This window comes from Streptomyces sp. NPDC055239 (assembly GCF_053606205.1).
On the sequence record NZ_JBSGRD010000023.1, the window covers coordinates 40,601 to 65,156 of the forward strand.

17 protein-coding genes are annotated in these 24,556 nt (G+C 69.4%); 13 read left to right on the forward strand and 4 right to left on the reverse strand.

The features are described 5' to 3' along the window. The first annotated feature begins 166 nt into the window (after nt 1–166). The 7 genes from ACWFRJ_RS42570 (at nt 167) to ACWFRJ_RS42600 (ending at nt 9,060) form a co-directional block, all read left to right on the forward strand. Nucleotides 167–865: a class I SAM-dependent methyltransferase gene (locus ACWFRJ_RS42570; RefSeq protein ID WP_453544095.1), complete on the forward strand. Its 699-nt coding sequence runs from the start codon at nt 167–169 to the stop codon at nt 863–865. Nucleotides 866–1,170: 305 nt separating this feature from the next. After that, on the forward strand, nt 1,171–2,709 hold the full coding sequence (locus ACWFRJ_RS42575) for an alpha/beta hydrolase (protein WP_453544097.1): 1,539 nt from the start codon (nt 1,171–1,173) through the stop codon (nt 2,707–2,709). A gap of 446 nt (nt 2,710–3,155) precedes the next feature. Further along, a complete protein-coding gene (locus tag ACWFRJ_RS42580) occupies nt 3,156–4,346 on the forward strand; it encodes a sensor histidine kinase (protein ID WP_453544165.1) in 1,191 nt (396 codons plus the stop codon). Next, entirely contained in the window at nt 4,343–5,017 is a 675-nt protein-coding gene (locus ACWFRJ_RS42585) for a response regulator (protein WP_453544099.1), read from the forward strand. The genes ACWFRJ_RS42580 and ACWFRJ_RS42585 overlap by 4 nt, the downstream gene beginning before the upstream one ends. 256 nt (nt 5,018–5,273) lie before the next feature. Then, on the forward strand, nt 5,274–5,711 hold the full coding sequence (locus tag ACWFRJ_RS42590) for a hypothetical protein (RefSeq protein ID WP_453544101.1): 438 nt from the start codon (nt 5,274–5,276) through the stop codon (nt 5,709–5,711). Between the two features lie 41 nt (nt 5,712–5,752). Beyond that, nucleotides 5,753–6,508 carry an ABC transporter ATP-binding protein gene (locus tag ACWFRJ_RS42595; protein WP_453544103.1) on the forward strand — a complete coding sequence of 252 codons (756 nt, stop codon included), beginning with the start codon at nt 5,753–5,755 and terminating at the stop codon, nt 6,506–6,508. Then, complete coding sequence (locus tag ACWFRJ_RS42600; protein WP_453544105.1) at nt 6,505–9,060, forward strand: FtsX-like permease family protein; 2,556 nt, start codon at nt 6,505–6,507, stop codon at nt 9,058–9,060. The genes ACWFRJ_RS42595 and ACWFRJ_RS42600 overlap by 4 nt, the downstream gene beginning before the upstream one ends. On the opposite strand, the gene ACWFRJ_RS42605 is transcribed toward ACWFRJ_RS42600, so the two are convergent. Then, nucleotides 9,046–9,714, reverse strand: coding sequence for a hypothetical protein (locus ACWFRJ_RS42605; protein WP_453544107.1), 669 nt, complete (start codon nt 9,712–9,714; stop codon nt 9,046–9,048). The two genes, ACWFRJ_RS42600 and ACWFRJ_RS42605, sit on opposite strands and share 15 nt — an antisense overlap. A gap of 69 nt (nt 9,715–9,783) precedes the next feature. On the opposite strand from ACWFRJ_RS42605, the gene ACWFRJ_RS42610 reads away from it, so the two are divergent. Then, nucleotides 9,784–10,005 (forward strand): hypothetical protein, encoded by a 222-nt coding sequence (locus ACWFRJ_RS42610; protein ID WP_453544109.1) that lies wholly within the window; start codon nt 9,784–9,786, stop codon nt 10,003–10,005. A 522-nt stretch (nt 10,006–10,527) separates the two neighbouring features. On the opposite strand, the gene ACWFRJ_RS42615 is transcribed toward ACWFRJ_RS42610, so the two are convergent. Further along, a complete protein-coding gene (locus tag ACWFRJ_RS42615) occupies nt 10,528–11,721 on the reverse strand; it encodes a macrolide family glycosyltransferase (RefSeq protein WP_453544111.1) in 1,194 nt (397 codons plus the stop codon). A 103-nt stretch (nt 11,722–11,824) separates the two neighbouring features. On the opposite strand from ACWFRJ_RS42615, the gene ACWFRJ_RS42620 reads away from it, so the two are divergent. From ACWFRJ_RS42620 to ACWFRJ_RS42630, 3 genes are all read left to right on the forward strand, one after another. Beyond that, nucleotides 11,825–12,604 (forward strand): FkbM family methyltransferase, encoded by a 780-nt coding sequence (locus ACWFRJ_RS42620; RefSeq protein WP_453544113.1) that lies wholly within the window; start codon nt 11,825–11,827, stop codon nt 12,602–12,604. Between the two features lie 250 nt (nt 12,605–12,854). Continuing rightward, complete coding sequence (locus tag ACWFRJ_RS42625) at nt 12,855–13,838, forward strand: aldo/keto reductase (protein ID WP_453544167.1); 984 nt, start codon at nt 12,855–12,857, stop codon at nt 13,836–13,838. Nucleotides 13,839–15,021: 1,183 nt separating this feature from the next. Then, the gene (locus tag ACWFRJ_RS42630) at nt 15,022–17,559 is read left to right on the forward strand and encodes an ATP-binding protein (protein ID WP_453544115.1); all 2,538 of its coding nucleotides are present in this window, start codon (nt 15,022–15,024) and stop codon (nt 17,557–17,559) included. 473 nt (nt 17,560–18,032) lie between these two features. Here ACWFRJ_RS42630 and ACWFRJ_RS42635 read toward each other — a convergent pair whose 3' ends face one another. Together ACWFRJ_RS42635 and ACWFRJ_RS42640 are read right to left on the reverse strand one after the other, a co-directional pair. Then, nucleotides 18,033–20,267: a pyridoxal-phosphate dependent enzyme gene (locus ACWFRJ_RS42635; RefSeq protein WP_453544117.1), complete on the reverse strand. Its 2,235-nt coding sequence runs from the start codon at nt 20,265–20,267 to the stop codon at nt 18,033–18,035. Between the two features lie 26 nt (nt 20,268–20,293). Beyond that, complete coding sequence (locus tag ACWFRJ_RS42640) at nt 20,294–20,500, reverse strand: MbtH family protein (RefSeq protein ID WP_453544169.1); 207 nt, start codon at nt 20,498–20,500, stop codon at nt 20,294–20,296. A 388-nt stretch (nt 20,501–20,888) separates the two neighbouring features. On the opposite strand from ACWFRJ_RS42640, the gene ACWFRJ_RS42645 reads away from it, so the two are divergent. Continuing rightward, complete coding sequence (locus tag ACWFRJ_RS42645) at nt 20,889–21,515, forward strand: TetR/AcrR family transcriptional regulator (protein ID WP_453544119.1); 627 nt, start codon at nt 20,889–20,891, stop codon at nt 21,513–21,515. Nucleotides 21,516–21,674: 159 nt separating this feature from the next. Beyond that, nucleotides 21,675–24,419, forward strand: a complete 2,745-nt coding sequence (locus ACWFRJ_RS42650) for an AAA family ATPase (RefSeq protein WP_453544121.1) — start codon at nt 21,675–21,677, stop codon at nt 24,417–24,419. Nucleotides 24,420–24,556 lie beyond the last annotated feature (137 nt).

Consider the following 24,556-nt stretch of genomic DNA (forward strand, 5'->3'; position numbering starts at 1 on the left):
AGCATCTCCCCAGCCCTCCAAATGATCAACTTGTGAGCGTCGTTCTCTAGACTTTGATGTGTCTCATGAGGCATCAGCTCGTGTCAGGATGCTGGGCATGTCTGGTCGCGCGTCGAGTTTTGGAGTGGTAGCGAAAGCGTACGAACGGTTCCGGCCGGGGTATCCCGTGGAGCTGTTCGACATGGTGATGGCATTCGCGGGCCACCCGGTTCGGACCGCCCTCGAGATCGGCGCTGGGACAGGCAAGGCAACCCGCCTGTTCGCTCAACGAGGGGTCATGGTCACCGCGACCGACCCTGACCGCTCCATGCTCGCCGAACTGCGCAAGCACGTGCCGGCGAACGTCAAGACGGTGCAAGCCGCGTTCGAGGACGTGCGACCGGTCGAACGGTATGGGCTGGTCTATGCGGCAGCAGCGCTGCACTGGACCAACCCGGAGGGCCGGTGGCCGCGCATGGCCGCGCTGCTGGAACCGGGTGGCGTATTCGCCTCATGCGGCGGGCCATTTCGCCTGACTGACCCGGCCCTGGAGGAAGCTGTCCGCGCGGCGCGTGCACCGTTCCTGGAGAGCGACGAGATTCCGTCGCCTGACGGGACGCCTCCGGATCACGAGATGCAGTGGCCCGGTACGGAGCTGCAACGGTCCGCATGGTTCACCGGCGTTCAGCAGTCCGTGATCGAACGGCGCATGACGATGAGCGCTCGCGACTACGTTGGCCATCTCTCCACCATCTCGACTTATCTCGTCTTGCCTACCGCGGAGCGAGAGCAGGTATTCAGCCGGATCATGCAGGTGCTGCCGGACAGAGTCGAGATGGCCGCCGACATCACCGTCCATCTCGCGCGTCGGCGCTACGAGGATTGATCACAGCACCTCGCCTGTCAGCCCACCTGGGTCTCCTCGGTCATGTCACTGAAGAGGACTTCCTCACCGGTGCGCAGCGCTTGCAGGCACGGGCCGTCGTCCCGCCCGTACTGTTCTTCTGCCTCCGCCCTGAGACGCAGACGCCTCCGCCCTGAGACGCGGAAGCCTTCGCCCTGGGGCGAGGTGCGCCCCGCCCCAGGGCGAAGGCGAGCGGGTACCGCCGGGTGATGCACCGCCGCAGAGCCGGACCGACAGTGGGACTGTGCCGGAAACTCCGGTGGAACGGGCTCACAGAAGGACCTCGTATGCAGCGCAAAACACTCTCCGTAACCCTGGGCACCGTCGCGGGACTGGCGATCGCGGCGGCCGGGACGCTCGCGGCGTGGCCGGACGAGGACGGGAACCGCCCCCTCACGGCGGCGGAGAAACGCGCGCGAGCGGCGCAGGAGGCGAAGGAGGGAAAGCAGCGGGACAAGGCGGGGCTGAAGTGGGGCGACTGCCCGAAGGAGCTCGCAGCCCCCCGCCTGCAGTGCGGCAGCCTGGAGGTCCCGCTGGACTATGACGATGCGGACGGCCGAACCATCCGTATCGCTCTCACCCGCATGGCGAGCAGCGACCCGGACCACCGACGCGGGGTGCTGCTGACCAACCCTGGCGGCCCCGGAATGCCGGGCCTCGGCCACCCGGCGTTGCTGGCGAAAGCGAAACTGCCCAAGGCCGTGCAGGCCAGGTACGACATCATCGGCATGGACCCGCGCGGAGTCGGCGCCAGCGCCCCGGTGACCTGCGACATGACGCAGAAGCAGCTGGCCCGCGGAAACTTCCCGGCCTTCGCCACGAACGCGGCGGACGTGACCCGCGAGGCCAAGTATGCAAAGACCCTTGCCGCCCAGTGCGGGAAGTCCAAGACCAGCGACATGCTGCCGCATATGTCCACCGCGAACACCGCGCGTGACATGGACCGGGTGCGCGTCGCCCTCGGGGAGGAGAAGATCTCCTACTTCGGCCAGTCGTACGGCAGCTATCTCGGGGGCGTGTACGCGACGCTCTTCCCCGACCGCGGTGACCGCATCCTCCTCGACAGCAACCTGGGCCCGCAGGGGTACGACGCGACCGCGTTCCGGCTACTGGCCCGCGGCATGCAGGACCGTTTTCCGGACTTCGCCGCCTTCGTCGCGGGCAAGCCCGAGTACGGACTGGGCCGCACCCCCGAGGAAGTGACCGCGAAGTACGACGAACTGGCCGAGCGCCTGACGAAGAAGCCGGTGGAGGGCGTCGACGGGACGCTGTTTCGCGGCGTCAGCTTCGATTACCTCTTCTCGGACGCGAGCATGCCGGAGCTGGCGAAGCTGTGGCAGGCCTTCGACAAGGGCGGACCACTGCCCTCCAAGCCCCCCAAAGCCGCCTCCGACAACATCGCGGCAAGCCGGCTGAACGTACTGTGCAACGACTCGCGCTGGCCGCAAGACATCGCGGCATACCAGCGCAGCGCTGCCGCCGACCGCAAGGCGTACCCGATGATGGGCGGTTCGACGGGCAACATCACGCCCTGCGCTTTCTGGCCCGAGCCGCAGGAGAAGCCCGTGCGGATCGGCGACAAGGGACCGTCGAACGTCCTCATGGTGCAGAACGAGCAGGATCCGGGCACACCGCTCGTCGGGGCCCGTGAGCTGCGCGAGGCGCTGGGCGACCGGACCAAGATGGTGACGGCCGATCAGGGCGGCCACGGCGTGTACCCGTTCGGTACCAACACCTGCGCCAACAACGCGGTGACGGCGTTCCTGGTGGACGGGAAACGCCCGCACAAGGACCTCGCCTGCCCGGCGCAACCGCCGACGGGCTGAACTCCCGGACGGGTCACGGTGCCCGGACGGCCGGCTTGGCGAACACGCAGTACGACTCCGCGGTGGCAGCGCTGGTTCAACGGGGCGCACAGGCGCTGCCGCGCGGCGTGCACGTCGTGTCGGGAACTCAACCGGCACACGACGACGGCGGCCTTGCGGATCCGTGTCAGGATCGTGGAGGCCGCCGTCGGAGCGCTTACCGGAACACTGCCGGTGGCCGGGTGGACTAGCTGGTCACGCAGCCTGAACCTCCAATGGGGCGGATCCCGTTGAGGCGGCAGTGCTGTGGCACTCGCCATGGCGATCGTCGAGGCGCACGGTATGACCCGCCGTGTCCTTCCGCGCTGGAGGGCCGAGCAGCCCGCAGACCGGCTCCTCGGTCTGCGTGGTCTGCGTGGTCACGTACCATCCTGACAATGCTGGGCCGAATACCACCGTCGTCGGGGATGCACCGGGCGTACGACATTGCTCTAGCCGTGCTGATCACCTTCACGACACCGTTTTGGCAGACGGGCGTTGGCTGGCTCATCGGTCTGGCGATGGCTCTGGCTGTTGTCTTCCGGCGGCGCTGCCCGTTGACCGTGATGGCGGTAGTTTGCGCTCTGGCTCTGATGCAGCACCTGCTGGCGACCTTGCCGAGTGAGCCGCTGGCCGATGACATCGCGCTGTACGACGCGGCCGTGCTCATCGCGATGGTGACCGTGGTCAGCCACACCGAGCGGATATGGCAGGCGTACGCGGCGGGAGGCGTCGTCCTGCTGGGCGTCGTGGTGGCCTACCGGGACACCTTCTCCCTGCACTCGCCGAGCGACCGGGATTCTCTCGTGGAGGGGGCTTCGTTCGCCGCGCTCTGCGCGGGAGTGTGGCTGACGGCGTACGTGATGCGCACTCGCCGCCTCTACGTGGCTGTCCTGGAGGAACGTGCCGTCACCGCGGAGCGGGAGCACGAGCACCTCGCCCGGCTCGCCGCCGCCGAGGAACGAGCTGAGATTGCCCGGGATCTTCACGACGTGGTGGCCCACAGCCTGTCGGTCATGACCGTGCAGGCGGACGGTGCGAGCTACGCGATCCAGACGGACCGCGCCAAGGCCCAGCAAGCGCTGCGGACGATCGCGGACACCGGCCGTGATGCGCTGGCGGACATGCACCACATCGTCAAGGTGCTGCGCGGCGGAATGGATTCCGGTGGCGAGGACCGCCGCAAGGTGGGCCTGGACCATCTCGAATCCCTCCTGGAACGGGCCCGCACGGCCGGGATCCAGGTGGATCTGAGGATGGGGGAAAAGCCCGCCGCCGGGCTCTCGAACGCCGTGGAGCTGGCGCTCTTCCGAATCATCCAGGAGGCCGTGACGAACGTCCTGCGGCACGTCGGCGCCGGCGCCCATGTCGCTGTCACCCTCGCCTTCGAGGAGGCCACCGCGCTGTTGGAGATCATCGATGACGGAGCGGGTAAGCGCGCCGGTTCCGCGTCGAGGGTGCCGCTCGACTCCGGCGGCAACGGGCTGATGGGCATGCGGGAGCAGGTCGAGGTGCACGGCGGTCGGTTCAGTGCGGGGCCCCGGCTCGGGCCCGGCTGGCAGATCAAGGCCGAGCTTCCGACGGCGGCGGCACGGACGACGACAGGAGACAAAGAATGAGCGTGGACAGTCCGATCCGGGTGTTCGTCGTGGACGACCAGCCGCTGGTGCGCGCCGGGTTCGTCATGGTCCTGGACGCGCAGCCGGACATCGCCGTCGTCGGAGAAGCCGACGACGGCGCTGCCGCCCTGGACCTTCTCGCTTCCGTCGTGGCCGATGTCGTCGTGATGGACATTCAGATGCCCGTCATGGACGGTGTGGAGGCCACCAAGCGGCTGTGTGAGCGCCCCGACCCGCCCAAGGTGCTCGTGCTGACCACCTTCGACACCGACGAGGACGCGTTCGCCGCGCTGCAGGCCGGGGCGAGCGGGTTCCTCCTGAAAAATGTGCCGCCGCAGGACTTCCTCGCCGCGATCCGCGTGGTGGCGTCGGGTGATTCCGTGGTGGCGCCCCGGGTGACCCGTCGGCTGCTCGACCGGTTCGCCGGGAAGCTGGCCCCCGAGCCGGACCCTGCCGACTCGCGGCTCGCCGTGTTGACCGGGCGGGAGCGTGACGTGCTGGAACTGGTCGGCCAGGGAATGTCCAACTCGGAGATCGCCGATCGTCTGTACGTCGCCGAGACGACGGTGAAAACACACCTGGGCCGGATCCTCGCCAAGCTGGAGCTACGCGACCGAGTGCAGGCCGTCGTGCTGGCGTACGACACGGGGCTGGTTCGCGCCGCGCAGTAACCCCTCCTGTACCGGGCCGCCAGGCCGGCCCCCTGCCCGGCGGCCACGGCGGGCAGCCCGCGTCGTCCACCTGAAGGACCCGGGCCCTTTGCGCGTACTACCCCGGTAGGACAGGACGCCGCGCAGGAATCCATTCCAGGTCGCACGCGCCGTGACACGGGATTCGTGTCTCGGTCCGACGCGCCAGAGCACCCTCCACGACAAAGATTGCCGACGGCACGAACCCGTGTTCACCAGCAATTTCGCGGAGGCTTTCATGTCTGACACCGTCCCCGGCACCGTTGCGAAAAGGCGACACAACCCGAAGATCTGGATCACCGGCATCATCGCTGCCTTGGTCCTGGCTGCTGCAGCCGGCGGCGCCTACTGGTGGAACGAGCGCAGCAAGCCGAGCCAGGCGTCGGCAGCCGACTGCGCACTGGCTCAGAAGATCATCGACGGGGCGCAGGACCTGCCCGGTGACAAGGCGGACGTGGCGAAGTGGCTGAAGGACACTCAGGAACTGCGCCGGAAAGGCATGACGGACGGCTACCTCGGTCTGCAGGTCGCCAAGTACGAGTCCTGGGCCGCCGACAACGCCACGGGCGAGGCCAAGGCCCCCTCGAAGTCGGTGCAGCAGAAGACGGCGGACACAGCCAACTCGCACTGCACTGACTCGGGACGCACGCTCCGCTTCCCGCCCATCGGTTCCTGAGCCGGCCCCCGGTGTTCTCCCTTCGGGAAAGGAAACAGACCATGGACCTCCACGCGACCGACCACAGTCTCGCGGCCGCCGGAGCACTGGACCTGGTCAAGGTGTACGGCCGGGATGATGCCGCGGTGCGGGCCTTGGACGGGGTGACCGTCGACTTCGACCGCGGCCGGTTCACCGCCATCATGGGACCGTCCGGCTCCGGCAAATCCACGCTGATGCACTGCCTGGCCGGTCTCGACGGACCGACATCGGGACAGGTGCAGATCGAAGGGACGGAGCTGACCGGCCTGTCCGAGCGCGAGCTGACGGCGGTGCGGCGCGACAGAATCGGCTTCGTCTTCCAGTCGTTCAACCTGCTGCCGCAGCTCACCGCGTACGACAACATCATGCTCCCGCTCGACCTGGCCGGCCAGAAGGTGGACCAGGCCCACTTCGACCACCTCGTCGGCGTGCTCGGCCTGCACGACCGGCTGTCTCACCGGCCCTCCGAACTCTCCGGCGGCCAGCAGCAACGAGTCGCGCTCGCACGCGCGTTGGCCTTGCGCCCCGCAGTCGTCTTCGCCGACGAACCCACCGGCAACCTGGACTCGCGGTCCGGAGCCGACGTACTCGGGTTCCTGCGCGCCTCGGTGCGTGACTTGGGCCAGACCGTCGTCATGGTGACCCACGACGCGCACGCCGCCGCCCACGCCGAGCGGGTCGTCGTCATCGCCGACGGCCGGCTTGTCGAAGACCTCGACGCGCCGACGGCGGCCTCGATCACCCGGACGCTGCAGGCCTTGGGAGACACCCGATGAGCCGGGGACCACACACCGCCCTGCTGCGCGCTCACCTGGTCGGTGCGCTGAAACATCCGGGGCGGCTCGCCCTGACCGGCCTGTCCGTACTGATCGCCGCGTTCGTAGTGGCCGGCGCCGTGCTGGCCCAGGAGATCACGGTGCGCACCACCCTGGACCACTTCAGCGACACACCGTCGGCGACCAGCCTGGTCGTGACCGCGGACCCGGGCGGCCCCGGCATCACCGACGCCGTCACCGGCGCCGTCCGGCAAATTCCCGGCGTGGCCGAGGCTTCCGCGCGCACCGGGGTCCAGGTGCCGCTGGCCGGGATCTCCGACCGGCTCCTCGAGCTGAAGGCGGACCCGGGCAAGGGAGAGCTGGCCCGCGCCCACGTCGTGAAGGGGACATATCCTCACGGCCGCCACGAAGTGGCCGTCAACGAAGAGGCAGCCCGCCACTGGGACATCCGGCCCGGGGACCACCTCCGCATGCTCTTCCCCCTGGACGACGGCTCCGAGGGGACCAGGCCCGTCGACGCGACCATCACCGCCGTAGTAAAGACTCGCTCCGACCGGATGGAGACGGCCTACGCCGCCGCGTCCGTCATCAACGCGCTGAGCCACCGTGGCGCCTCCGACCGGCTCGACGTGCGCGCCGCACCGGAGGTGTCCACGCAGGAACTGACACAGCGACTCTCCCGGGTGCTCGACCAGCACGGCATCCACGCCGAGACCGCCACCGGTACCGAGGTGCGAGCTGCGGAGGCCCAGTCCGCGATCGACACGTACGTGGACTTCTTCCGGATCGTGGCGATGTTCCTGGCCGTCGCCGTCGTCGCCGCCGCCCTCGTCGCGACCTCGACGTTCCGTATCGTCTTCGCGCAACGACTGCGGGAACTGGCGCTGCTGCGGGCCATCGGAGCCCACCGCCGCCAGCTCGTCCGGACCCTCGCACTGGAGGGCGCGGTGGTGGGTCTGGTCGCCGGAACTGCGGGTGTGCTCCTGGCGTTCGGCGCCGGACACGCGGCCCCGGCCGTCGCTGACGCAGCCGGGCAGGATCTCTCGGCACCCGGCGCACCCCTGGGCGCATACCTGGCGGTGGTAGCGGGCGCCGTACTGGTCACCGTCGGCGCGGTCCTTGCCCCCGCGGCTGCCGCAGCCAAAGTCTCACCACTCCAGGCGCTGCGCACCGCCGCGACCTCCGCAGCGCGCGGTGTCGACCGCGGACGCCGCAACCTCGGGCTGGCGCTGGCCGCGGCTGCCGCCGGGCTCGTCGCTGTCGTCCTCGTGCAGCTGCCGGAACCGGACGACGTGGCGTACGAGTCGTCGGGCAACCTCGCCCTGACGGTCCTTTCAGGCACCCTGGCCTTCTCGGCGCTCATCGCCCTCGGGCCCCTGCTGGTCCGCCCGTTGCTGGCCGGCGCCGGACGGCCTCTGCGCCGGCTGGGACCCACCGGCAAGCTCGCCGTCAGCGGGATCGGCGGCGCCCCGTACCGAGCCGCCGCCGTGTCGATGGTCGTCGCCCTCGGTGTCACCCTGGTATCCGGGACACTCATGGGCATCGCAAGCATGCGCAGCCATGAGGCCGGCCGGCTCGCGACTCAGGCACCCGCTGACTTCTCCCTCTACGGACCCGAACAGGGCCTCGATGCCGCCCTCGTCGGCCGCCTCGGCAAACTGCCGGAACTCACCGACGTCACCGGCTACCGGCAGACCGAGATCACCGTCCGGGGAACAGGCGCGGGCGGCTCGTCCGCCATCGACCTGGACCCCCAGAAGCTGCCGTCCGCGACGCGGCTCACCACCGCCACCGGCGACTTACGGGACCTCGGTCCCGGCCGCGTGGTCCTCGGCTCGGCACTCGCGAGAGAGCTGGAGACCGAAGCGGGCGACAGCATCACGCTGGGGACATCCGGGCAGAGCGGCGTCCGGGTGTCGATCGCCGCGACCCTGACCACGCAAGGACCGCTCAACGCCGATGTGGTCCTCACACCGTCCGACCTTGACAAAACGGGAGGACCCCCGCGGGCAACGGCCGTCCTGGCGAATGCCGCCCCAAGCGGTCAAGAAGGCCGCAACGCGGCGGGCGAGGCGATCACGAAGGCCGTCGGAACCCAGGACGGCATCAAACTGAACGTTCTCGCCGAAGACCGAGAGCGCAGTGCCGAGGACATCGCCCTGTTGGCCACCACGGCACTGGGGCTCCTCGGACTCACCGTGCTGATCGCGGTGGTCGGCGTCGCCACCACGACCGGCCTCACCGTGCTGGAACGCACCCGCGAGTCGGGCCTGCTGCGCGCGCTGGGACTCAGCCGGGCCGGACTGCGCACCATGATCGCTATTGAGTCGGGCCTGTACGGCGTACTCGGCGGCATCCTGGGACTGGCCTTGGGCGTGCCCTACGCCTGGCTGACGATCCAGGCGCTGAACCTCGGCGCTCCGCTGGACCTGCCCTACGGCCAACTGGCCGCCGTCCTCGCCGGCCTCACGGCCGTGACCACACTCACCGGACTGATGCCGGCCCACCGCGCGGCGCGAGTGAGCCCGGTGGTAGCACTAGCCGTCGAATGACCGTGCCAGGCGCGTCCCCGACGTCACACCCCCGACCGCTGCCGTGTTCCGCGCCGGCCGTCTTGGACCGCGGCGAGGCACGACCGCTCCGGTCGGCTGCTGGTCCGGGCTCAGATACCGAATGCCCTCACGTTGCGGAGGCGTCCCCGTGTCCTGCAGGGTGCGGACGGTTTTGCGCTGCAGCGGGTCAAACTGGTACTTGATGGTGCCGGTGTTGTCGTCGCGCTGGGTGAGGTTGCCGTCGTCATAGAAGTAGCGCACCGTGTCGTTGGTGGTGGAGACGGTCTTGATGCGGTCGAGACGGTCGTAGGTGAGGACCATCTTGATGCTGCGGCCGTCGGTGAGCGTCTCGGTGCGGCCCAGGCTGTCGTAGGTGTAGGTGCTCTCCCCCAGCGGCTTGGGCGGACTCGCCTTGACCAGATTGCCCTGGCCGTCATAGGTGAAGGACGTTTTCACCGTCTTGGACGAGGACATCTCCGTCTCGGCCGCACACCGCTGGCCCTCGAACCCGCCGCAGTCGGGGGTGGCGGGGTTGTAGGTGCAGGAGACGTTGCCGCCGCCGGTGCCGGTCTGGGCCACCGACTTGGTGTTGCCCGCCGTGTCATAGGCGTAGCTGGTCTTCTCACCGTCGGCGTTGGTGGAGTCCTTCGGCACGTCTCCGCCGGCAAAGGTCTGCCAACTCGCGACCGACTGACCCCCGGTGGGCGACTCCACACTCCCCAGGTGTTGCTGCCTGTGCGCTGGCAGGCCATCACCGCCTCCGGCATCCTCATCCACCACCACACCTACGACGCGGACTTCCTCGCCCTCTACCGCGGCCTGCCCTCCCCAGTCGCCGGCCGAGGCGGCAAATGGAAGATCCACTACAACCCCCACGATGTCCGCGGCACCGGCAGCGCGTCCCGCACCACCGTCCACTGCGCGTCGGTCATGTCCGAGCCGTAGGCCGGGACCCGATCCGGCTGGTCGGCTGCGTTCCCGAACCGGTGAGCGAGGCAATCGCAGGAAGAACGCACCGAGTTGAAGAGAACAGGCGACACGGCGTAGAACTGCGACAACAGGAGCTCCGGGGCAGACGAATTGGCTTCGCAACCCTCGTACTGCACCGGAGGTCCTGCCTTCATGCGCCCAACCGGCCGAAATCACCTGCCCAGGCAACCTGTTGGACCAGAACCGCCCTCACGATCGACAGGACTACGGCTTCTTAGGCGCTACCAACACCTAAAACAAGCCCAGCCCCTCGCCAAACAGATCAGACAGCCCAGCCCACACACCAACAGACCCTCCACCCAGCGTCAGCCGCCGCCTGGATGCGGCAAGCCGATCACGCACACCGGCGCGTCCGGGTCGGCGGCGATGGGACGATCCAGTCGTTCACGAGTGCTGCTCCTTGGAGTGGCTGACCCCTTCGGCGGCCATTGCGCGGTCCCCTCATGCGACGCACCCGCGTGCGGCAGTTCCCGATGATCAGTGGGCCAGTTCAGCCTCTAAGAGATCTGCCGCCCGTTGGGATCCGTCCCCCGCTGCCCGCTTCTGCTGGTCGGCGCAGCGCGCGGCGACGGCCGGTTCGTCGGCGAGTCGCAGGACAGCGGTACGCAGCGTCTCGGCGGTGGCGTCAGCAGTGTCGAGACGTTCGGCGACGCCGAGGCCGACCAGCCTGGCGGCATTGTCGAACTGGTCCCCGGCCTGCGGTACGCAGAGCATCGGGGTGCCGGTGGCCAGGCCCTCTTGGGCCCCGCCGGCACCCGCGTGGGTGACAAAGACATCAGCCTCCCGCAACACCCCGAGTTGCGGAACCCAGCGGCTGACCTCGACGTTGCCGGGCAACGAGCCGAGTTCCTCCGCTGTCACCTGCCTGCCCACCTGGAGCAGAAGGTGCCAGTCGGGCAGCGCCGCGAAGGCGTTCGCGCAGGCCCGGTAGAAGGCGGGCCGTCTCGTGAAGTTGGAGCCGAGTGAGACCAATGCGATTCGCTTGCCCATTGCTTCGTCAGGGCGCGTCCAAGACTTATGCTCCGTCCGGTCGCCCTGGCAGGGCCCGACGAAACTGTAGCGGTGGGTGTCCACTCGGTCGGCGTGCGGCTGGAGAGCGGGGTGGATCAGGACGAGCGAGCGCGGTGGGCGACTCATGAAGGCGTCCGGGTCGACACCGTCGAGACCGTTCGCATCGAGCCAGGAACGCCAACGCGCGTAGTAGGCACGGCCGCGCCCGCAGGACTTCAGCTCCCGAGCCAGCTCCGCGCCGACCTCGTCCTCGTACCCCTCCCACGGGACCAGTTGCGGGGAAAGCTGCACGTAGGGGACGGGCCAGCGGTGCGCGAGGATCTGCGCTGCCCAGCCGGAGAAGTCGCTGAGCACCAGGTCTGGAACGTCCTGGTAGAGCGCCTCGAGTTGCGGGAGCGCCTGCATGGCGTCGCGGAGGAACAACTCGGCAACGTCGAGCCGGGTCTCGCCCCACCTCGCCTGGTCGTCTCCGGCAGCCGGCAGCGTCGATTCCCAGATGCGCGGCTCGGCGCCGGTGGAGCGCACTCTCTGGACGAAGTCGCCCTCGTCGGGAATCGCGTAGCTCACCCGGTGACCGCGGTTGACCAACTCCCGCACGATTCCCAGGCTCGGATTCACATGACCGTGGTGGGCGATACTGACCATGGCTACGTGGCTCATGCTTCGGACGGTACTTGAGACGACGTGTGCCGACAACGGTCTTCCGATGCGTGAAGTGGGGTAGGCGCTACGAATGCGGTGATCCACGACCCAAGGAGCATCAATGGCCGACATTCGCCCCGTCCAGGTCGCCGAAGGTTTTCATGTCTTCGCGCCATATGCGGAAGGTGCGCTCTTTTCCGAGATGCACTTCATCTACAACGAGGTGTTCGTAGAGCGCGACTACCTCAAGCACGGCATTCGGATTCCTCATTCCGCACGAGTCGTGGACGTCGGTGCGAACGTGGGCATGTTCTCGCTCTTCGTCATGAGAGAGCGCCCGGATGCGCGTGTCCTGGCCCTCGAACCGATCCCCGACATCCACCAGGCGCTCCTGAAGAACCTCAGCAGGTACGGATCGGCTGACGTGAACGTGGTGAGGGCCGCACTCGGCCGGTGTCGGGAGGAGCAGGTTGCGTTCACCTATTTTCCAGCGTTGCCGGGGAACTCCACGCGGCATCCGGAGGAGAAGCAACTCAACAAGAAGTTGGTCGAGGAGCAGATCGGCCCGGAGGCGGTGGACCGGGTCCTGGGCGCCGTCGAGGTGGAAGCGGATGTGCTCCGATTGTCCGATGTACTGCGCGAGTGGGAGCCCGAAGGACGCATTGACCTGCTCAAGATCGATGTCGAGGGCTCGGAGTTAGAGGTTCTGGAAGGACTCGACGACTCGGACTGGCGACGGATCCGGCAGTGCGTGATCGAAGTACAGGACCTCGAGGGCCGTCTGGAAACCGTCGTCGGCATGCTCGGTGCCCAGGGTTTCACGGTCGTGACCGAGCGCGCGGCCAACATCCCGGACGTCCTGCGTCATTGGATGGTCTACGCCACGGACGAGAGCGGGTGAGTTCGTCAACGCCGCCGGTCCACACAGACAACGACTCCGGCAACCGGACGTCATCGGACGTGTCTCCGCGAGTAGGACGATGTCCTGCGTGTTCACTCCCTTGGACCATGAGTTCGTTCTCTTTCCCCTATTGGACGTGTGCGTTCATGTCTCGCACCATTGACATGGCTGGAGGCGCAGAGGTCTCGGCACTCAGTCGTCGCTCACCAGCCACATACGTACAGCAGAAGGATTGAAAAGGATGGGGAACATGGAGCAGCGGGCCTTCGGCAGGAGCAAGCAGCAGGTGTCCGTGGTCGGTTTGGGCACCTGGCAGCTGGGGGCCGACTGGGGTGATGTGAGGGAGGAGGACGCCCTGGCGGTGCTGGATGCCGCCGTCGAGTCCGGGGTGACCTTCTTCGACACCGCCGACGTGTACGGGGACGGCCGCAGCGAACAGCTCATCGGCCAGTACCTGCGCCGGCGCCCGGACGCGGATGTACTGGTGGCGACGAAGATGGGCCGTCGCGTGGAGCTGGATCCGACGCTGTACACGCTGGACAACTTCCGCGTCTGGACGGACCGTTCGCGCCGCAATCTCGGAGTGGACCGGCTGGATCTGGTGCAGCTGCACTGCCCGCCTACGCCGGTGTTCTCCTCCGACGCCGCTTTCGATGCCCTGGACACCCTCGTGGAGGAAGGGCGGATCGCGGCGTACGGAGTGAGTGTGGAGACCTGCGCGGAGGCGATGGCCGCCATCTCCCGCCCCGGCACCGCGAGCGTACAGATCATCTTCAACCCGTTCCGGCTCAAGCCCCTGGAGGAGGTACTGCCCGCGGCGGCAAAGGCCGGGGTCGGCATCATCGCCCGGGTGCCGCTCGCCAGCGGGCTCCTGTCCGGCCGGTACACGAAGGACACGGTCTTCGCCGCGGACGACCATCGCGCGTTCAACCGGCACGGCGAAGCCTTCGACCAGGGAGAGACCTTCGCAGGCGTCGACTTCGCGACGGGCGTCGAGGCGGCCGCCGAATTCTCCGCGATGGCTCCCGAAGGTGCCACCTCGGCGCAGACGGCACTGCGCTGGATCTTCCAGCAGCCGGGCGTCTCCTCCGTCATTCCCGGTGCCCGCAGCCCCGAGCAGGTCCGTGGCAACGCCCAGGCCGCCACTCTGGCTCCGCTGCCGCAGTCGACGCTCGACGCCGTCCAGGCTTTGTACGACGACAAGATCCGCGGCCAGGTGCACCACCGTTGGTGACCCCGGAGTGCCCCGGGCAGGGGACGTTCGCCTGATCGCCGTGGAGCGGGTCCACGACGCGCTCCGCCTACTTCGCGGTGATCTGGCGAGGGCCGGTACGTCAGGAAGAAGTACCTCCTCCCATTCCGCACGTGGCGGCGCTCCGTTGAACGCCGCGTACTGGGCTGCCTGTTGATCCGACAGGAACTCGACCGACACCAGGTCCTGCGAAGGCTGCGCCGTACGATCAGCCAAGGTCAAAGCGTCGGTCGAGGCCGCGATGGCTTAAGCAGCACGCATCCTCGGACGCCGCCTTCACGGCATCGGCAGACGGAAAGCACACGTCTGATGCCTGCAGGTTCCATGGGTGCAGCGCACACCATCCATGCCGGGGCGCCTAGTTCGCGCACGGTCCGAACTTTCCGGTTCGACGAGGTCGCCCGCAGGGGCCCGCTGCGGGAAAGGCGCCGGGCTCTCTCAGCGCGTGTACGCCCGAGCGATGCGCTTCCTCCGGTGGGTAGTCGTCAGTTCCTGGCAGGACGCTGCTCCTTGCGTCCGTGACAGAGAGGAGCGCCGCCGGGACTGAGGCGGGACTTGACCTCTCGGAGGAGTTCACGACGCCCGGCGGTCAGGAACCGTGGCGTAGAAACGGAGAAATTCCGGGCCGTTCCTCCCGCTAAACGGGTTCGCCGGACAGTGTTCGGACGCGAATCGGCGATGGACGGCCTGGAAATACTTTTCGAAACGGGCATGAAGCGGGCTCCATAGGCCGGATAAACGGGCACACCGCCCCACCGAACCTCCGACCACAGTCTTTTGGACGCATGCAAAACATTGCTTGACTAGCGGAGGAGACCATTCCTAGGCTCTGAGGCAATCACGCGGAACGAATCGGCTACCCCACTGCCACGGCATTCAGCGTGCGTGATGCCCCATGTCTGAGTACAGAAAGACGGTATCCAATAGTGACCATCCGCACTGCAGATACCCCTCACACACAAGGCCGGACGCCGAGCCGTTGGGGCCCGTCCACCAGCGGCTGACCTATCCGATCCCAGGTGCTCGCCCCCGCTGCCTGCCGCTTTTCAGCACATCGATTTCCCATGTGGTTTTAACCGGTAATTTCTCGTTTCCATGAAATTGGATTCGACTACCGAAATCCAGCACGTCACTGCACTCGCCGACCCCATGAAAGGTGTGTGCCATGTCCACCCCCACTACTGTCACGTGCGACACCTGCGGCACCGAACTGACCCGAACCAAGCAGTCCCGAACCTCGCAGCCCCGGGTTCGCTACTGTTCCAACGCCTGCCGTCAGCGCTCGTACCGGCTGCGGCAGAAGTCCGGCGGTGTGGAGGCTGGGCTGAGCAGCGAACTCCTGACCCAACTGAGCAGCTTCGTCGGCCGCACCGAGGAGCTCGTCGAGCTGACCCGCCTGCTGCACGAAGTACGGCTGCTGACGCTGACCGGGCCCGCTGGCGTGGGAAAGTCCCGGCTGGCGCTGGAAGTGGCCGGCCAGGAGGCGCGCGGCCGCCGGAGCGAGATCTCGGTGGTGCGGCTCAGTACGGTCACCGACGCCGGCGAGGTGCGCCGCCGCATCCTCGACGCGCTCGGCGATGAAACCGAAGAGGGCCCGGCGGCCTCCGTCCAGGACAGGCTGCTCGTCCTGGACGACTGCGACCATGTGCTGTACGCGTGCGGAACCCTGCTGACCGAGCTGCTCCCCGGACGGCCGCGGCTGAGTGTGCTCGCCACCAGCAGGGAGCCGCTGCGGCTGCCCGGCGAGTCGGTGTTCTCCGTGACGGGTCTGGCGCTGAGCGACCCGGAGTCCGTCAACTCGCTCGCCGACGGTCTGCGTTCCGACGCCGTCGCTCTCTTCATGGACCGGGCCCGTGCGGTCGCCCCGGACTCCCGGCTCACCCGGGACAACGCCGCAGACGTGGCCGAGATCTGCGTACGCCTGGACGGGCTACCGCTGCCCATCGAGATGGCCGCCCGGCTGATCCGCGTCTTCCCGCCGGCCGAGATCCGCTCGCGGCTCCACGACCGGTTGACACTCCTGACGAACGGCTGGCGGCTCGCCGACGACCGCCACCAGAGTCTGCGCGCCTCGCTGGAGTGGGGGTACGCGCTGCTGGGCCCGGTGGAACAGGCTCTGCTGCGCAGGCTGTCGATCCTGCCGGGCGGGTTCGGGCCGGACGCGGTCTCGGCGGTCACGGCGGACGTGCCGGAGGCGGCGGTGGTGCTGCCGGAGCTCTTGGTCGCCCTGGAGTCGAAGTCCGTCATCACCCCGCCGGCGGACAGGGACGGCGGCGCCTCGCGCTTCCGGATGCTGGAGTCCACGCAGTGTTTCGGGCAGGAGCGACTCGTTGCCGAGGGCGAGGACACGGCGACGTACGAACGGCTGGTCGCCTGGCTGACAACGATGTCCCTGCCGTTGCGGAGCGAGGCCGTGGTGCCGGTCGCGACGCTGGACCGGCTGGCCGAAGAGCGTGTCAATCTCGCGCACGCGGTCCGGCGACTGGGAGAAGGATCCGACGAACGGCAGTTGCTCCTGGTCGCGGGGTTGGCCACGGTGGAGGCGGCACAGGGGCGGGACGCCGAGGTGGCCGGACTCGTGGAGCACGCCCTGGAGCAGACCTCGCCGCACTCCGACTACCGCGCCCTCGCGCTGGAAGCGGCGGCTCTGGTCGGCAGGGGCGACGGGGCGGCACGGTTGATCGACCAGGCAGTGCGGGAGGAGCGACAGCGGGGCCGTTCACCATTGCTGGGGCGGCTGCTGCTGGGCCGCGGGATCCTGTACCAGGCACGAGACGAGTGCCGGGCGTCGGTCGACGACCTGCAGGAAACCCTGGACATCGGGCTGCGGGCGCAGCACGACACCCTCGTGGCGCTGAGCCGGGGCGCCCTCGCCCGGAACCGGCTGGAGGACGGTGATCCGGCAGGTGCGGAGCATGAGCTCGAACGAGCCCTCCCCGTACTCCGTGGTGGGGTGCCCCCGCAGTGGCTGAGCTCCGTCCTGTCCACCGCCGGCGCGCTGGCGGTGGAAAAGGGCGACTTGAAACGGGCGGAGGAGCACTTCGCCGAGGCCCTGCGCTGCCGCGCCCATCATCACGCGGACGCCGCACGGGCGTTGGAAGGCCTGGCACTGGTCGCGGCCCGCGGCTACCGGTTCGACCGGGGATTACGGCTGCTGGGCGTGGCGGAAGGGGTGCGTGGCGGCGGACTCGGGGAGAGCGGCTGGTGGCGGCAGCGTGTCCAGGAGGCGCGTGACACCGCGCTGCGGGCACTGCCCGTGGGCCGGGCCGAGTCCTGGCTGGAGGCCGGTCGTACGATGCCGTGGCGGCAGGCGCTGGCTCTGGCGCTCGGCGACGAAGCGACGGAGCCCCGGAGCGAGGGGCCCGCACATCCACTGAGCAGGCGGGAGCGGGACGTGGCCGCGCTGATCGTGGAGGGCCTGACGAACCGTCAGATAGCGGCGCGGATCCACGTGTCCGTGCGTACCGTCGAGACGCACATCCGCCATATCCGCACCACGCTGGGGCTGCGGTCCCGAGCACACATCGCGGCCTGGGAGGCGCAGCAGCAGGCAGGTGCCCCGACGGCGCCTGCGGTGATGTCCCCCTCTGCGTCCCCGTCGACGGCTGCGGTGGGGCTGCGACGCCTACCCGATACCCGGGAGGCACTGCGAGGTGTGCGGATCGGGGGCGGTGCCGTCCGGCCGGAGCTGCGGGGCGCGTAGCCGCCGTACGGCGGGTCGCCGTGGCATGACCGTCGCGCGAGCGGTGGCCATGCCACGGCGCCCCGCCACGGACGTGGCGGGCGCGGGCCATGGGGTACCGGTCTGCGCCCGTGCCGCGCCGGCCCAGCAGGGGCAGTCCGGCGGATCGTGCCTCAGAGGCGGGCTCCGGCACGTCCTCCTCACTGCCCTGGAAAGCGTGGGAGTCCCCCAGCGGCGTTGCCGACGCTCGCCGGGGCTCCGCCCTGCCGCCTTCCTCCGCCGTGCGGCCGCACGCTCCCCCACGCGGCCAAGCCCGCGGGACACGCCCATCACCCCGTCCGCCGGCACGAAGACGTACCACGGCTTCCCCGCGAAGTGATCCGCCGGACAGGCCGTTGCAGCAGCCCCTCCCCTGGCGCACCTCGCGGCGTCCGGGTCCGGGGCTTCGGGGCCGGGACGGGCGGCGTGCTTCACGACCGGTCGGCGGCGAGTCCTCAGGGCTCCCGGACGGTCTCCACACGCATCAGTGCCGTCGCGGTCTCCAGGGAGGTCTCGACCTCCTGCGGTGTGGCTCCGACGGCGATGACATGGCCCAGGCGGTCGTAGGCGTCCTGGGGCGGGTGGACCGTGCGGCCGAGGACTCCGGTGGTGACGACGGATTCGACGCCGGGGACGCGGAGAGCCTCCGCGGCACCGGCGATGCCGGTCAGCCGGCCGGTCTCCGTCGCGGTCAGAAACCGCAGTCCGGCGTGCCGCGCACGGTCCGCGGTCAGCGCGAGGGGGCGCCCGGTGGCGGCGCGGAGCTGTCCATCCAGCAGGTCGATGCCGGTCGCGGCGCGGACCAGTTCGGGAATCATGCCGCCGGCCAGGCGTCCGTTGATCTCGATGACGACGGGTCCCGCCGGGGTGAGCCTGACCTCGACGTGGGCGGGGCCGAGTTCGAAGCCGACCGCCTTGAGCGCCTGCCGGGCGCACTGCGCGATCTCCGCCCCCACCGCGGTGGACAGTGCGGCCGGGAAGACGTGCCCGGTCTCGACGAAGTACGGCAGTGCGGTGGTCGTCCGCCCGGTGACCCCCACGCACAAGGCCTCGCCGTCGGCGCAGAACATCTCCGCGCTGTACTCGGGAGCGTCCACGAACTCCTCGACGAGTACCCTGCCGACGCGCGCCTGTCCCCGGACGTTCTCGGTGGCGGCGAGGATGTGCGCGGCCTGCGTGAGGGCGCTCGCCTCGTCGGCGCACCAACGCACGTCCTGCGAGCCGGAGCCGTCCGCCGGTTTGACCACGCAGGGCAGTCCGACGCGGGCGACCGCGGCCGCGACATCCTCTGCGGATCCGACGACGACGTGGGCGGGCTGTGGTATCCCCGCTTCGCTCAGGGCGGCGCGGGTCAGGGACTTGTCACGGCAGAGTGCGGCGGTGCCGGGAGCGTGCCCGGGCCGTTCGAACGCCCGGGCCAGGGCCGCCGCGTGGACGAGGTAGAAGTCGCTGGTGGTAGTGACTCCCGCGACGGTGCGTCCCGCCGCGGCCGAGTCGGCGGCGGCGCGGACGGCCGCCTCGTCCTCGGTGTCGCACAGGACGGTGGAACAGCCCGTCTCGTCCATTCCCGGGTAGCGGGCGGGGTCTTTGGTGAGGAGGACCGGGTCCAGGCCGAGCCGGGTCGCGGTGCGCAGGGCCAGCATGCCGGTGCCCGTGGTGTTGGACTCGACGAAAAGGAGGACAGGGCGGTCCCTGCGCGGAAGCGCCGCACAGGACCAGGTGTGGACGGTCGTGCCGAAGGCCACCTCGGTGGGGGCGGCGGCGATCGGGCCCGCGGCCTCGTGCCGGTAGACGGTGTCGGCGTATCGGTCCCCGCGGTCCGGCATGATGCCCACGAGCCGGGTCCCCGGGGCGGCACGGGCAGCGAGGTGGGTGAGGACGCGGTAGACCGAGCCGGAGCTGTTGCCGGCGAAGATCTTCTGTTCCCGTGCGAGCCTCTTGGTCGCGTCGAAGGCCTCGTCGTCGGAGAGCCAGTGGACCTCGTCGACGAGCCGGTAGTCGATGTTGTCGGGGTGGAGGCTGTTGCCGAGGCCGCTCTGTTTACGGGTGGCGACGTCGGGCTGGCCGAACAGCACGCTGCCGACGCAGTCGACGCCGACCACCTTCAGGTCGGGCAGGTGTTCCAGGAGCGCGGCGGAGGTGCCGCAGAGCGAGCCGCCGCTGCCGACCGAGCCGACCAGGACGTTCACGGTGCCCAGGTCATCGAGGAGTTCGGCGGCGAGAGTGCGGTAGGCGGCCGGGTTGTCCGGGTTGCTGTACTGCTGCGGCCACCAGGAGCCCGGCAGCTCACGCATCAGGTCGGCGAGGCGTTCGAGGCGGGCGCTCTGCCAGCCCTGCGCGGTCATGGCCTTCACGATGTGCACACTGCAGCCCATCGCCTCGAGCTTGGCGAGGGTGACGGGGTCGATGCGGGGGTCGGTGACGATGTGCACGGGGTGCCCGAGGTAAGTGCCGACGAGGGCGACTCCGAGGGCCATGGTGCCGGAGGAGCTCTCCACGATGGGGGCGCCCTCTCGCAGCGCACCGGTGCGGCGTGCCTCGAGGATGACGCGGCGGGCGACGCGGTCCTTCATGGCGTAAGGGTTGAGCAGTTCGAGTTTGCCGTAGACCTCGACGCCGTCGGGAGCGTCCACCCGCAGCCGGACGACCGGGGTGTTTCCGATGGCGTCGACGAGGGTGTCGTGTCGCATGCGCGCTCCTCGGGGGTGTGCCGCGGTCAGCCTTCCATGGCCTCGATCAGGCTCCTGGGCCGAAGGTCGGTCCAGTTCTTCTCGATGTAGTTCATGCACGCCTCGCGGCTGTCCTCGTCGTGCGCGACCCACCAGCCGTCGGGGACCTCCACGAACGCGGGCCACAACGAGTGCTGTCCCTCGTCGTTGACGAGGACCTGGAAGGTGGCGTCCGGGTCGTCGAACGGGTTCACCTGTCCCACCGCCCTTTCCCATGTCGTCGCGCGATGGCCGGTCCACCGCAGCGCCGCCATCCTCACGGCGCGCGTCGGGCCGGTCCTCGGTGGGATCCACCGTTACGGCGACTCAGGGGCCGCCGACGCTCAACACCCCTGCTAGGACTGGGTTCTGCGTTCCGGGAGTTCACCCCCGTGGGGACTGCCGGACACGAGTTGGGTACGTACAGCGACGCGACACCCCTGTTCAGCTCCTGGGAGGAGCGGATTCGGCCACCGGGCGAAGTCCGCGTTCCCCCTCCCCCACCGCACCGCCGTCCCCCGGTGCCGCCGTCCGCGGACAGGCCGGTCGCCGTGCACGACCTGGAAGAGAACATGCGCCTGTTACCACCAACCTGAGGACACGATGTATAGGGAACTGCCGTCCCGCCCCGTACACGGCCGCACCTTCACCCAGGACGCACGGAGGACACAGATCGTCGAGGCGACGATCGAGACGCTGGCCGAGAACGGCTACACGAAGACGTCGTTCACGGCGATCTGCAGACATGCCCATCTGAGCAGCACCGGTCTGATCTCCTACCATTTCGCGGGAAAACCTCAACTATTGCGAGAAGTCACGCGGACCATCCTGGAGAAGGCGGGAACGCTGCGGACCAGCCGGCTCGCGCAGGAGACGACGTATCGCGGGAGACTGGGCGCCTACATCTCCTCTCACTTCGAGTTCATGGCCACGCATCCGGCGCACGCCCGGGCGCTCACCGAGATCGCCGAACTCGTCCGCGAACAGCCGGCCCTGGGACTGGACGACGTCGCGCGCAGCGCCCTGTCGGTGGAGCCCCTGGTCGCGCTGCTCGAAGAGGGCTGCCGTGCGGGCGAGTTCCGCATTCCGGACCCGCCGGTGCTGGCGCTGGCGGTGCAGGGCGCCCTCGACAACATGGTCCGCCATCACGAGTTGTTCGCCGTGACCGACCTGGGCCGCCAGGCGCGGGAGCTGACGGACATCTTCACCCGTTGCGTCCTGGCCACGTAGTGGACCGGCCCGGTACGCGAGCCCTCTGTCCGACTAGTGCCTACTGGAATCCGGGCCGGTGGCGGGCCGGGTGATGTCCCGGCGCTCGGCAGCCCGAAGCTGGGTAGGAATACGTACGGCGACGGCCGCCGAGGGTCGCACGGGAACAGGACCGCACTGGTGCTACTGGAACGCGAGGCCGAACTGACGCTGGCAGCTGCCTGTCTGCGACGGGCCGCGGCAGGACACGGATCTCTGCTCCTGGTCGAGGGGCCGCTCGGCACGGGCAGATCATCGTTCCTGGAGGCCCTCTCGCAGCGGGCGTGGGACGAGCGGTTCTTGGTGCTCCGGGCCCAGGCGTCCCGCTCGGATCGATGGCTGGCGGGTGGTGTGGTGGACCAGTTGATGGGGTCCACGGGCTGCGACCACGCGGCGGAGTCCGGCGAGGGGCGAGGGGCCTGCGGCGACTCGCACCCCGGACCGGCCGGTGGACGGGTGCCGTCGGCGTCCGTCCTGGAGGGTCTGCCCATCGACGACCCGGTGCTCGTCGTCGTCGATGACCTGCAATGGTCCGACGCGGAGTCGCTGACGGAGCTCTCGAAGTGCCTGGCCGGCCGACATGGCCGCCGTATGGTGTTCGCCCTCTCACTGCCGTCCGGTGTCGTGCCGGGTACGGGCTCCGTCCTGCACAGGCTGGTGGACGCGGCGGACCACAGGATCCGGCTGGGTGCTCTCGGCCCCGAGTCCGTGCGCCGGTGGGTCGACGCGGCGTTGGGCGGTGCCGCGGACGCGGAGTTCGTGGCGGCCGTGCAGGTGCGTTCCGCCGGCAGTCCGCTGCTGCTGCGGTCCCTGTTGGACGAGGCGTACTCCCGCGGTCTGAGACCCCGGGCCGAGCACGCCGAACTCGCGCGTACGCTCCGCTCGGACGTTCTCTGCCAGTACCTGTCGGCGTTCCTGCGTCCCCAGCCCGACCCGGTCCGCCGCGTCGTGCACGCGCTGTGCGTCCTGGGCGGCGACGCGCACCAGCAGGTCGTGGCACAGCTGGCGGGCCTGGACGCGCCCGGGTACGCAAAGGCGGTCGGCGCACTGGACCTCTGGGACCTGGGCCGGCCGGGGGCCGGGGAACACGGCACGCTGCTGTGGGACGCACTGGCGGACGGCATCCCGGCGGACGAGCTCACCGTCATGCGCAACCGCGCCGCGGTGCTGCTGCACCGGGCGGGGCACTCGGTGGAGGCAGCGGCCGGGCACCTCATGTCGGTGCACACCCTGCAAGATCCCCAGGCCGTGAGGATTCTGCGTGCCGCGGCCGACAGCGCGCTGGCGCGGGGGGCTTCGCGCGACGCGGCCCGTTATCTGCGCAAGGCCCTGCTGGACGACTCGTGCACGGGACTTCTCCGAGCCCGGATACTGACCGATCTGGCCACGGCGGAACGAGGATTCGCGACGCGCGCCGCGCTGCGGCACGTGGTCGAGGCGCTGCCGTTGTTCGACTCCCCCCTGGACCGTGCCGCCGCCGCGGTCCAGCTGGGCCCGCTGCTCTACCAGCCGTCGGAGTCCGGTATCGCCGTCCTGACCCATGACCTGGCCGCGGAGCTGCGAGCCCTGGGCTCGGCCGATGCCGCCGCGGCCGAGCTCGCGCTGCGCCTGGAGGCCCGCCACTACGTCCTGGGCGACCAGGACCCCGCGATCCACCCGTCCGCTCTGCGCAGGCTCGAAGAGCTGGGCCCCCGGCCGCCCGTGGGGACGGTGGGGGAACGGGAACTGCTCGCCGCGCTGATCCACATCGCGTTCGTCACCAACACCGCACCGGCGAAGCGCGTGGCAGACCTCGGGGCGCCCCTGCTGGCCCTGGAACCGCCGGATCCGCGACACGCCCACACCCCGCTGCCGCTGGCGGTGAACGCCCTGGCCGCCGCGGAGCACACCGAGGAGACCGTCCCCTGGCTGGACGCGGTCGGCCGACTCGTCGACCACCGGGGTACGGACGCGGAGGCGGCGGTGCTGCGGGCCGAGCGCACCGTGGTGGCCCTCTCCCACGGCCGGATCGCCGAGGCCAGGCAGACGATCGTACGGACCGATGCCGTGGTGGACCCCGAGGCCAATGCCCTTTCGGCCATCCGCTCCGCCGTCCTGGCCATCGTCACCCTGCACAGCGGAGAGCCCGAGCTGGCCGAGGAGTATCTCACCGGCGACCTGCCCCACCACCAGGACCAGTACCACGCCGCCCTCCTGCACATGGCGCGCGGCCTGCTCGCTGCCCGCCGCCGGCAGGACCTCATCGCCCTCCACCACTTCCGTACGGCGGGCGAGCGGCTGGAGCGGATCGGCTGGTCGAATCCGGCCGTGCTGCCGTGGTCGTCCCGCGCCGCCCTGATGCACCACCGGCTCGGGGATCAGGACCGGGCGCTGGCCGTGGGACGACGTGAGGTGGAACAGGCCCGAAAGTGGGGGGCGCCGTCCGTGGAGGGGCGGGCATTGGTGGCGCTCGGGCGCGTCACGCCCGGCCGCCGGGGAACGGAGCTGTTGGCGGAGGCGGTGTCCGTACTGGAGGGATCCACGAATCTCGACGAGCTGTGCCGGGCGCTCTACGCGTACGGCAGCCGGGAGGGCGTCGACGGACTGCGGGCCGATAAAGCCCTGGAACGGGCCCGAGCGTTGTCCGTCGACTGCGGTGCGGAGCGCCTGACTCAGCAGATCGAGGCGCAGATCGGCCGGCTCCCCGCCGCCCAGGAGCAGCGGTCCGAGCTCACCCCGTCCGAGGTACGGGTCGCCCGCCTTGCGGCGTCAGGTCTGCGCAACGCGGACATCGCGCAGCGGCTCCAGGTGTCGAAGCGGATGATCGAGCGGAACCTGACCAACGCGTACCGCAAGCTGGACATCAGCGGGCGTGATGCCCTGCCGTCGAGCATCGAGACGAAATGACCGGCACACCGAACCCCGGACCACAACGCCCTCGCACCGAACAGAGGTTTGCTTGACCGCACAGGATTCCGCTTCCTAAGGTCGAAAATGCTTTTTGGTGGTGCGATCGGGGCCGGGAGCACGCCCCAGGGAGGCGG

Bases quoted from the DNA above. Each gene is read 5' to 3' on its own strand.
- ACWFRJ_RS42575 (WP_453544097.1), top strand. From the start codon at position 1,171: ATGCAGCGCAAAACACTCTCCGTAACCCTGGGCACCGTCGCGGGACTG.
- ACWFRJ_RS42580 (WP_453544165.1), top strand. From the start codon at position 3,156: ATGCACCGGGCGTACGACATTGCTCTAGCCGTGCTGATCACCTTCACG.
- ACWFRJ_RS42585 (WP_453544099.1), top strand. From the start codon at position 4,343: ATGAGCGTGGACAGTCCGATCCGGGTGTTCGTCGTGGACGACCAGCCG.
- ACWFRJ_RS42590 (WP_453544101.1), top strand. From the start codon at position 5,274: ATGTCTGACACCGTCCCCGGCACCGTTGCGAAAAGGCGACACAACCCG.
- ACWFRJ_RS42595 (WP_453544103.1), top strand. From the start codon at position 5,753: ATGGACCTCCACGCGACCGACCACAGTCTCGCGGCCGCCGGAGCACTG.
- ACWFRJ_RS42600 (WP_453544105.1), top strand. From the start codon at position 6,505: ATGAGCCGGGGACCACACACCGCCCTGCTGCGCGCTCACCTGGTCGGT.
- ACWFRJ_RS42615 (WP_453544111.1), bottom strand. From the start codon at position 11,721: ATGAGCCACGTAGCCATGGTCAGTATCGCCCACCACGGTCATGTGAAT.
- ACWFRJ_RS42620 (WP_453544113.1), top strand. From the start codon at position 11,825: ATGGCCGACATTCGCCCCGTCCAGGTCGCCGAAGGTTTTCATGTCTTC.
- ACWFRJ_RS42625 (WP_453544167.1), top strand. From the start codon at position 12,855: ATGGAGCAGCGGGCCTTCGGCAGGAGCAAGCAGCAGGTGTCCGTGGTC.
- ACWFRJ_RS42630 (WP_453544115.1), top strand. From the start codon at position 15,022: ATGTCCACCCCCACTACTGTCACGTGCGACACCTGCGGCACCGAACTG.
- ACWFRJ_RS42635 (WP_453544117.1), bottom strand. From the start codon at position 20,267: ATGCGACACGACACCCTCGTCGACGCCATCGGAAACACCCCGGTCGTC.
- ACWFRJ_RS42645 (WP_453544119.1), top strand. From the start codon at position 20,889: ATGTATAGGGAACTGCCGTCCCGCCCCGTACACGGCCGCACCTTCACC.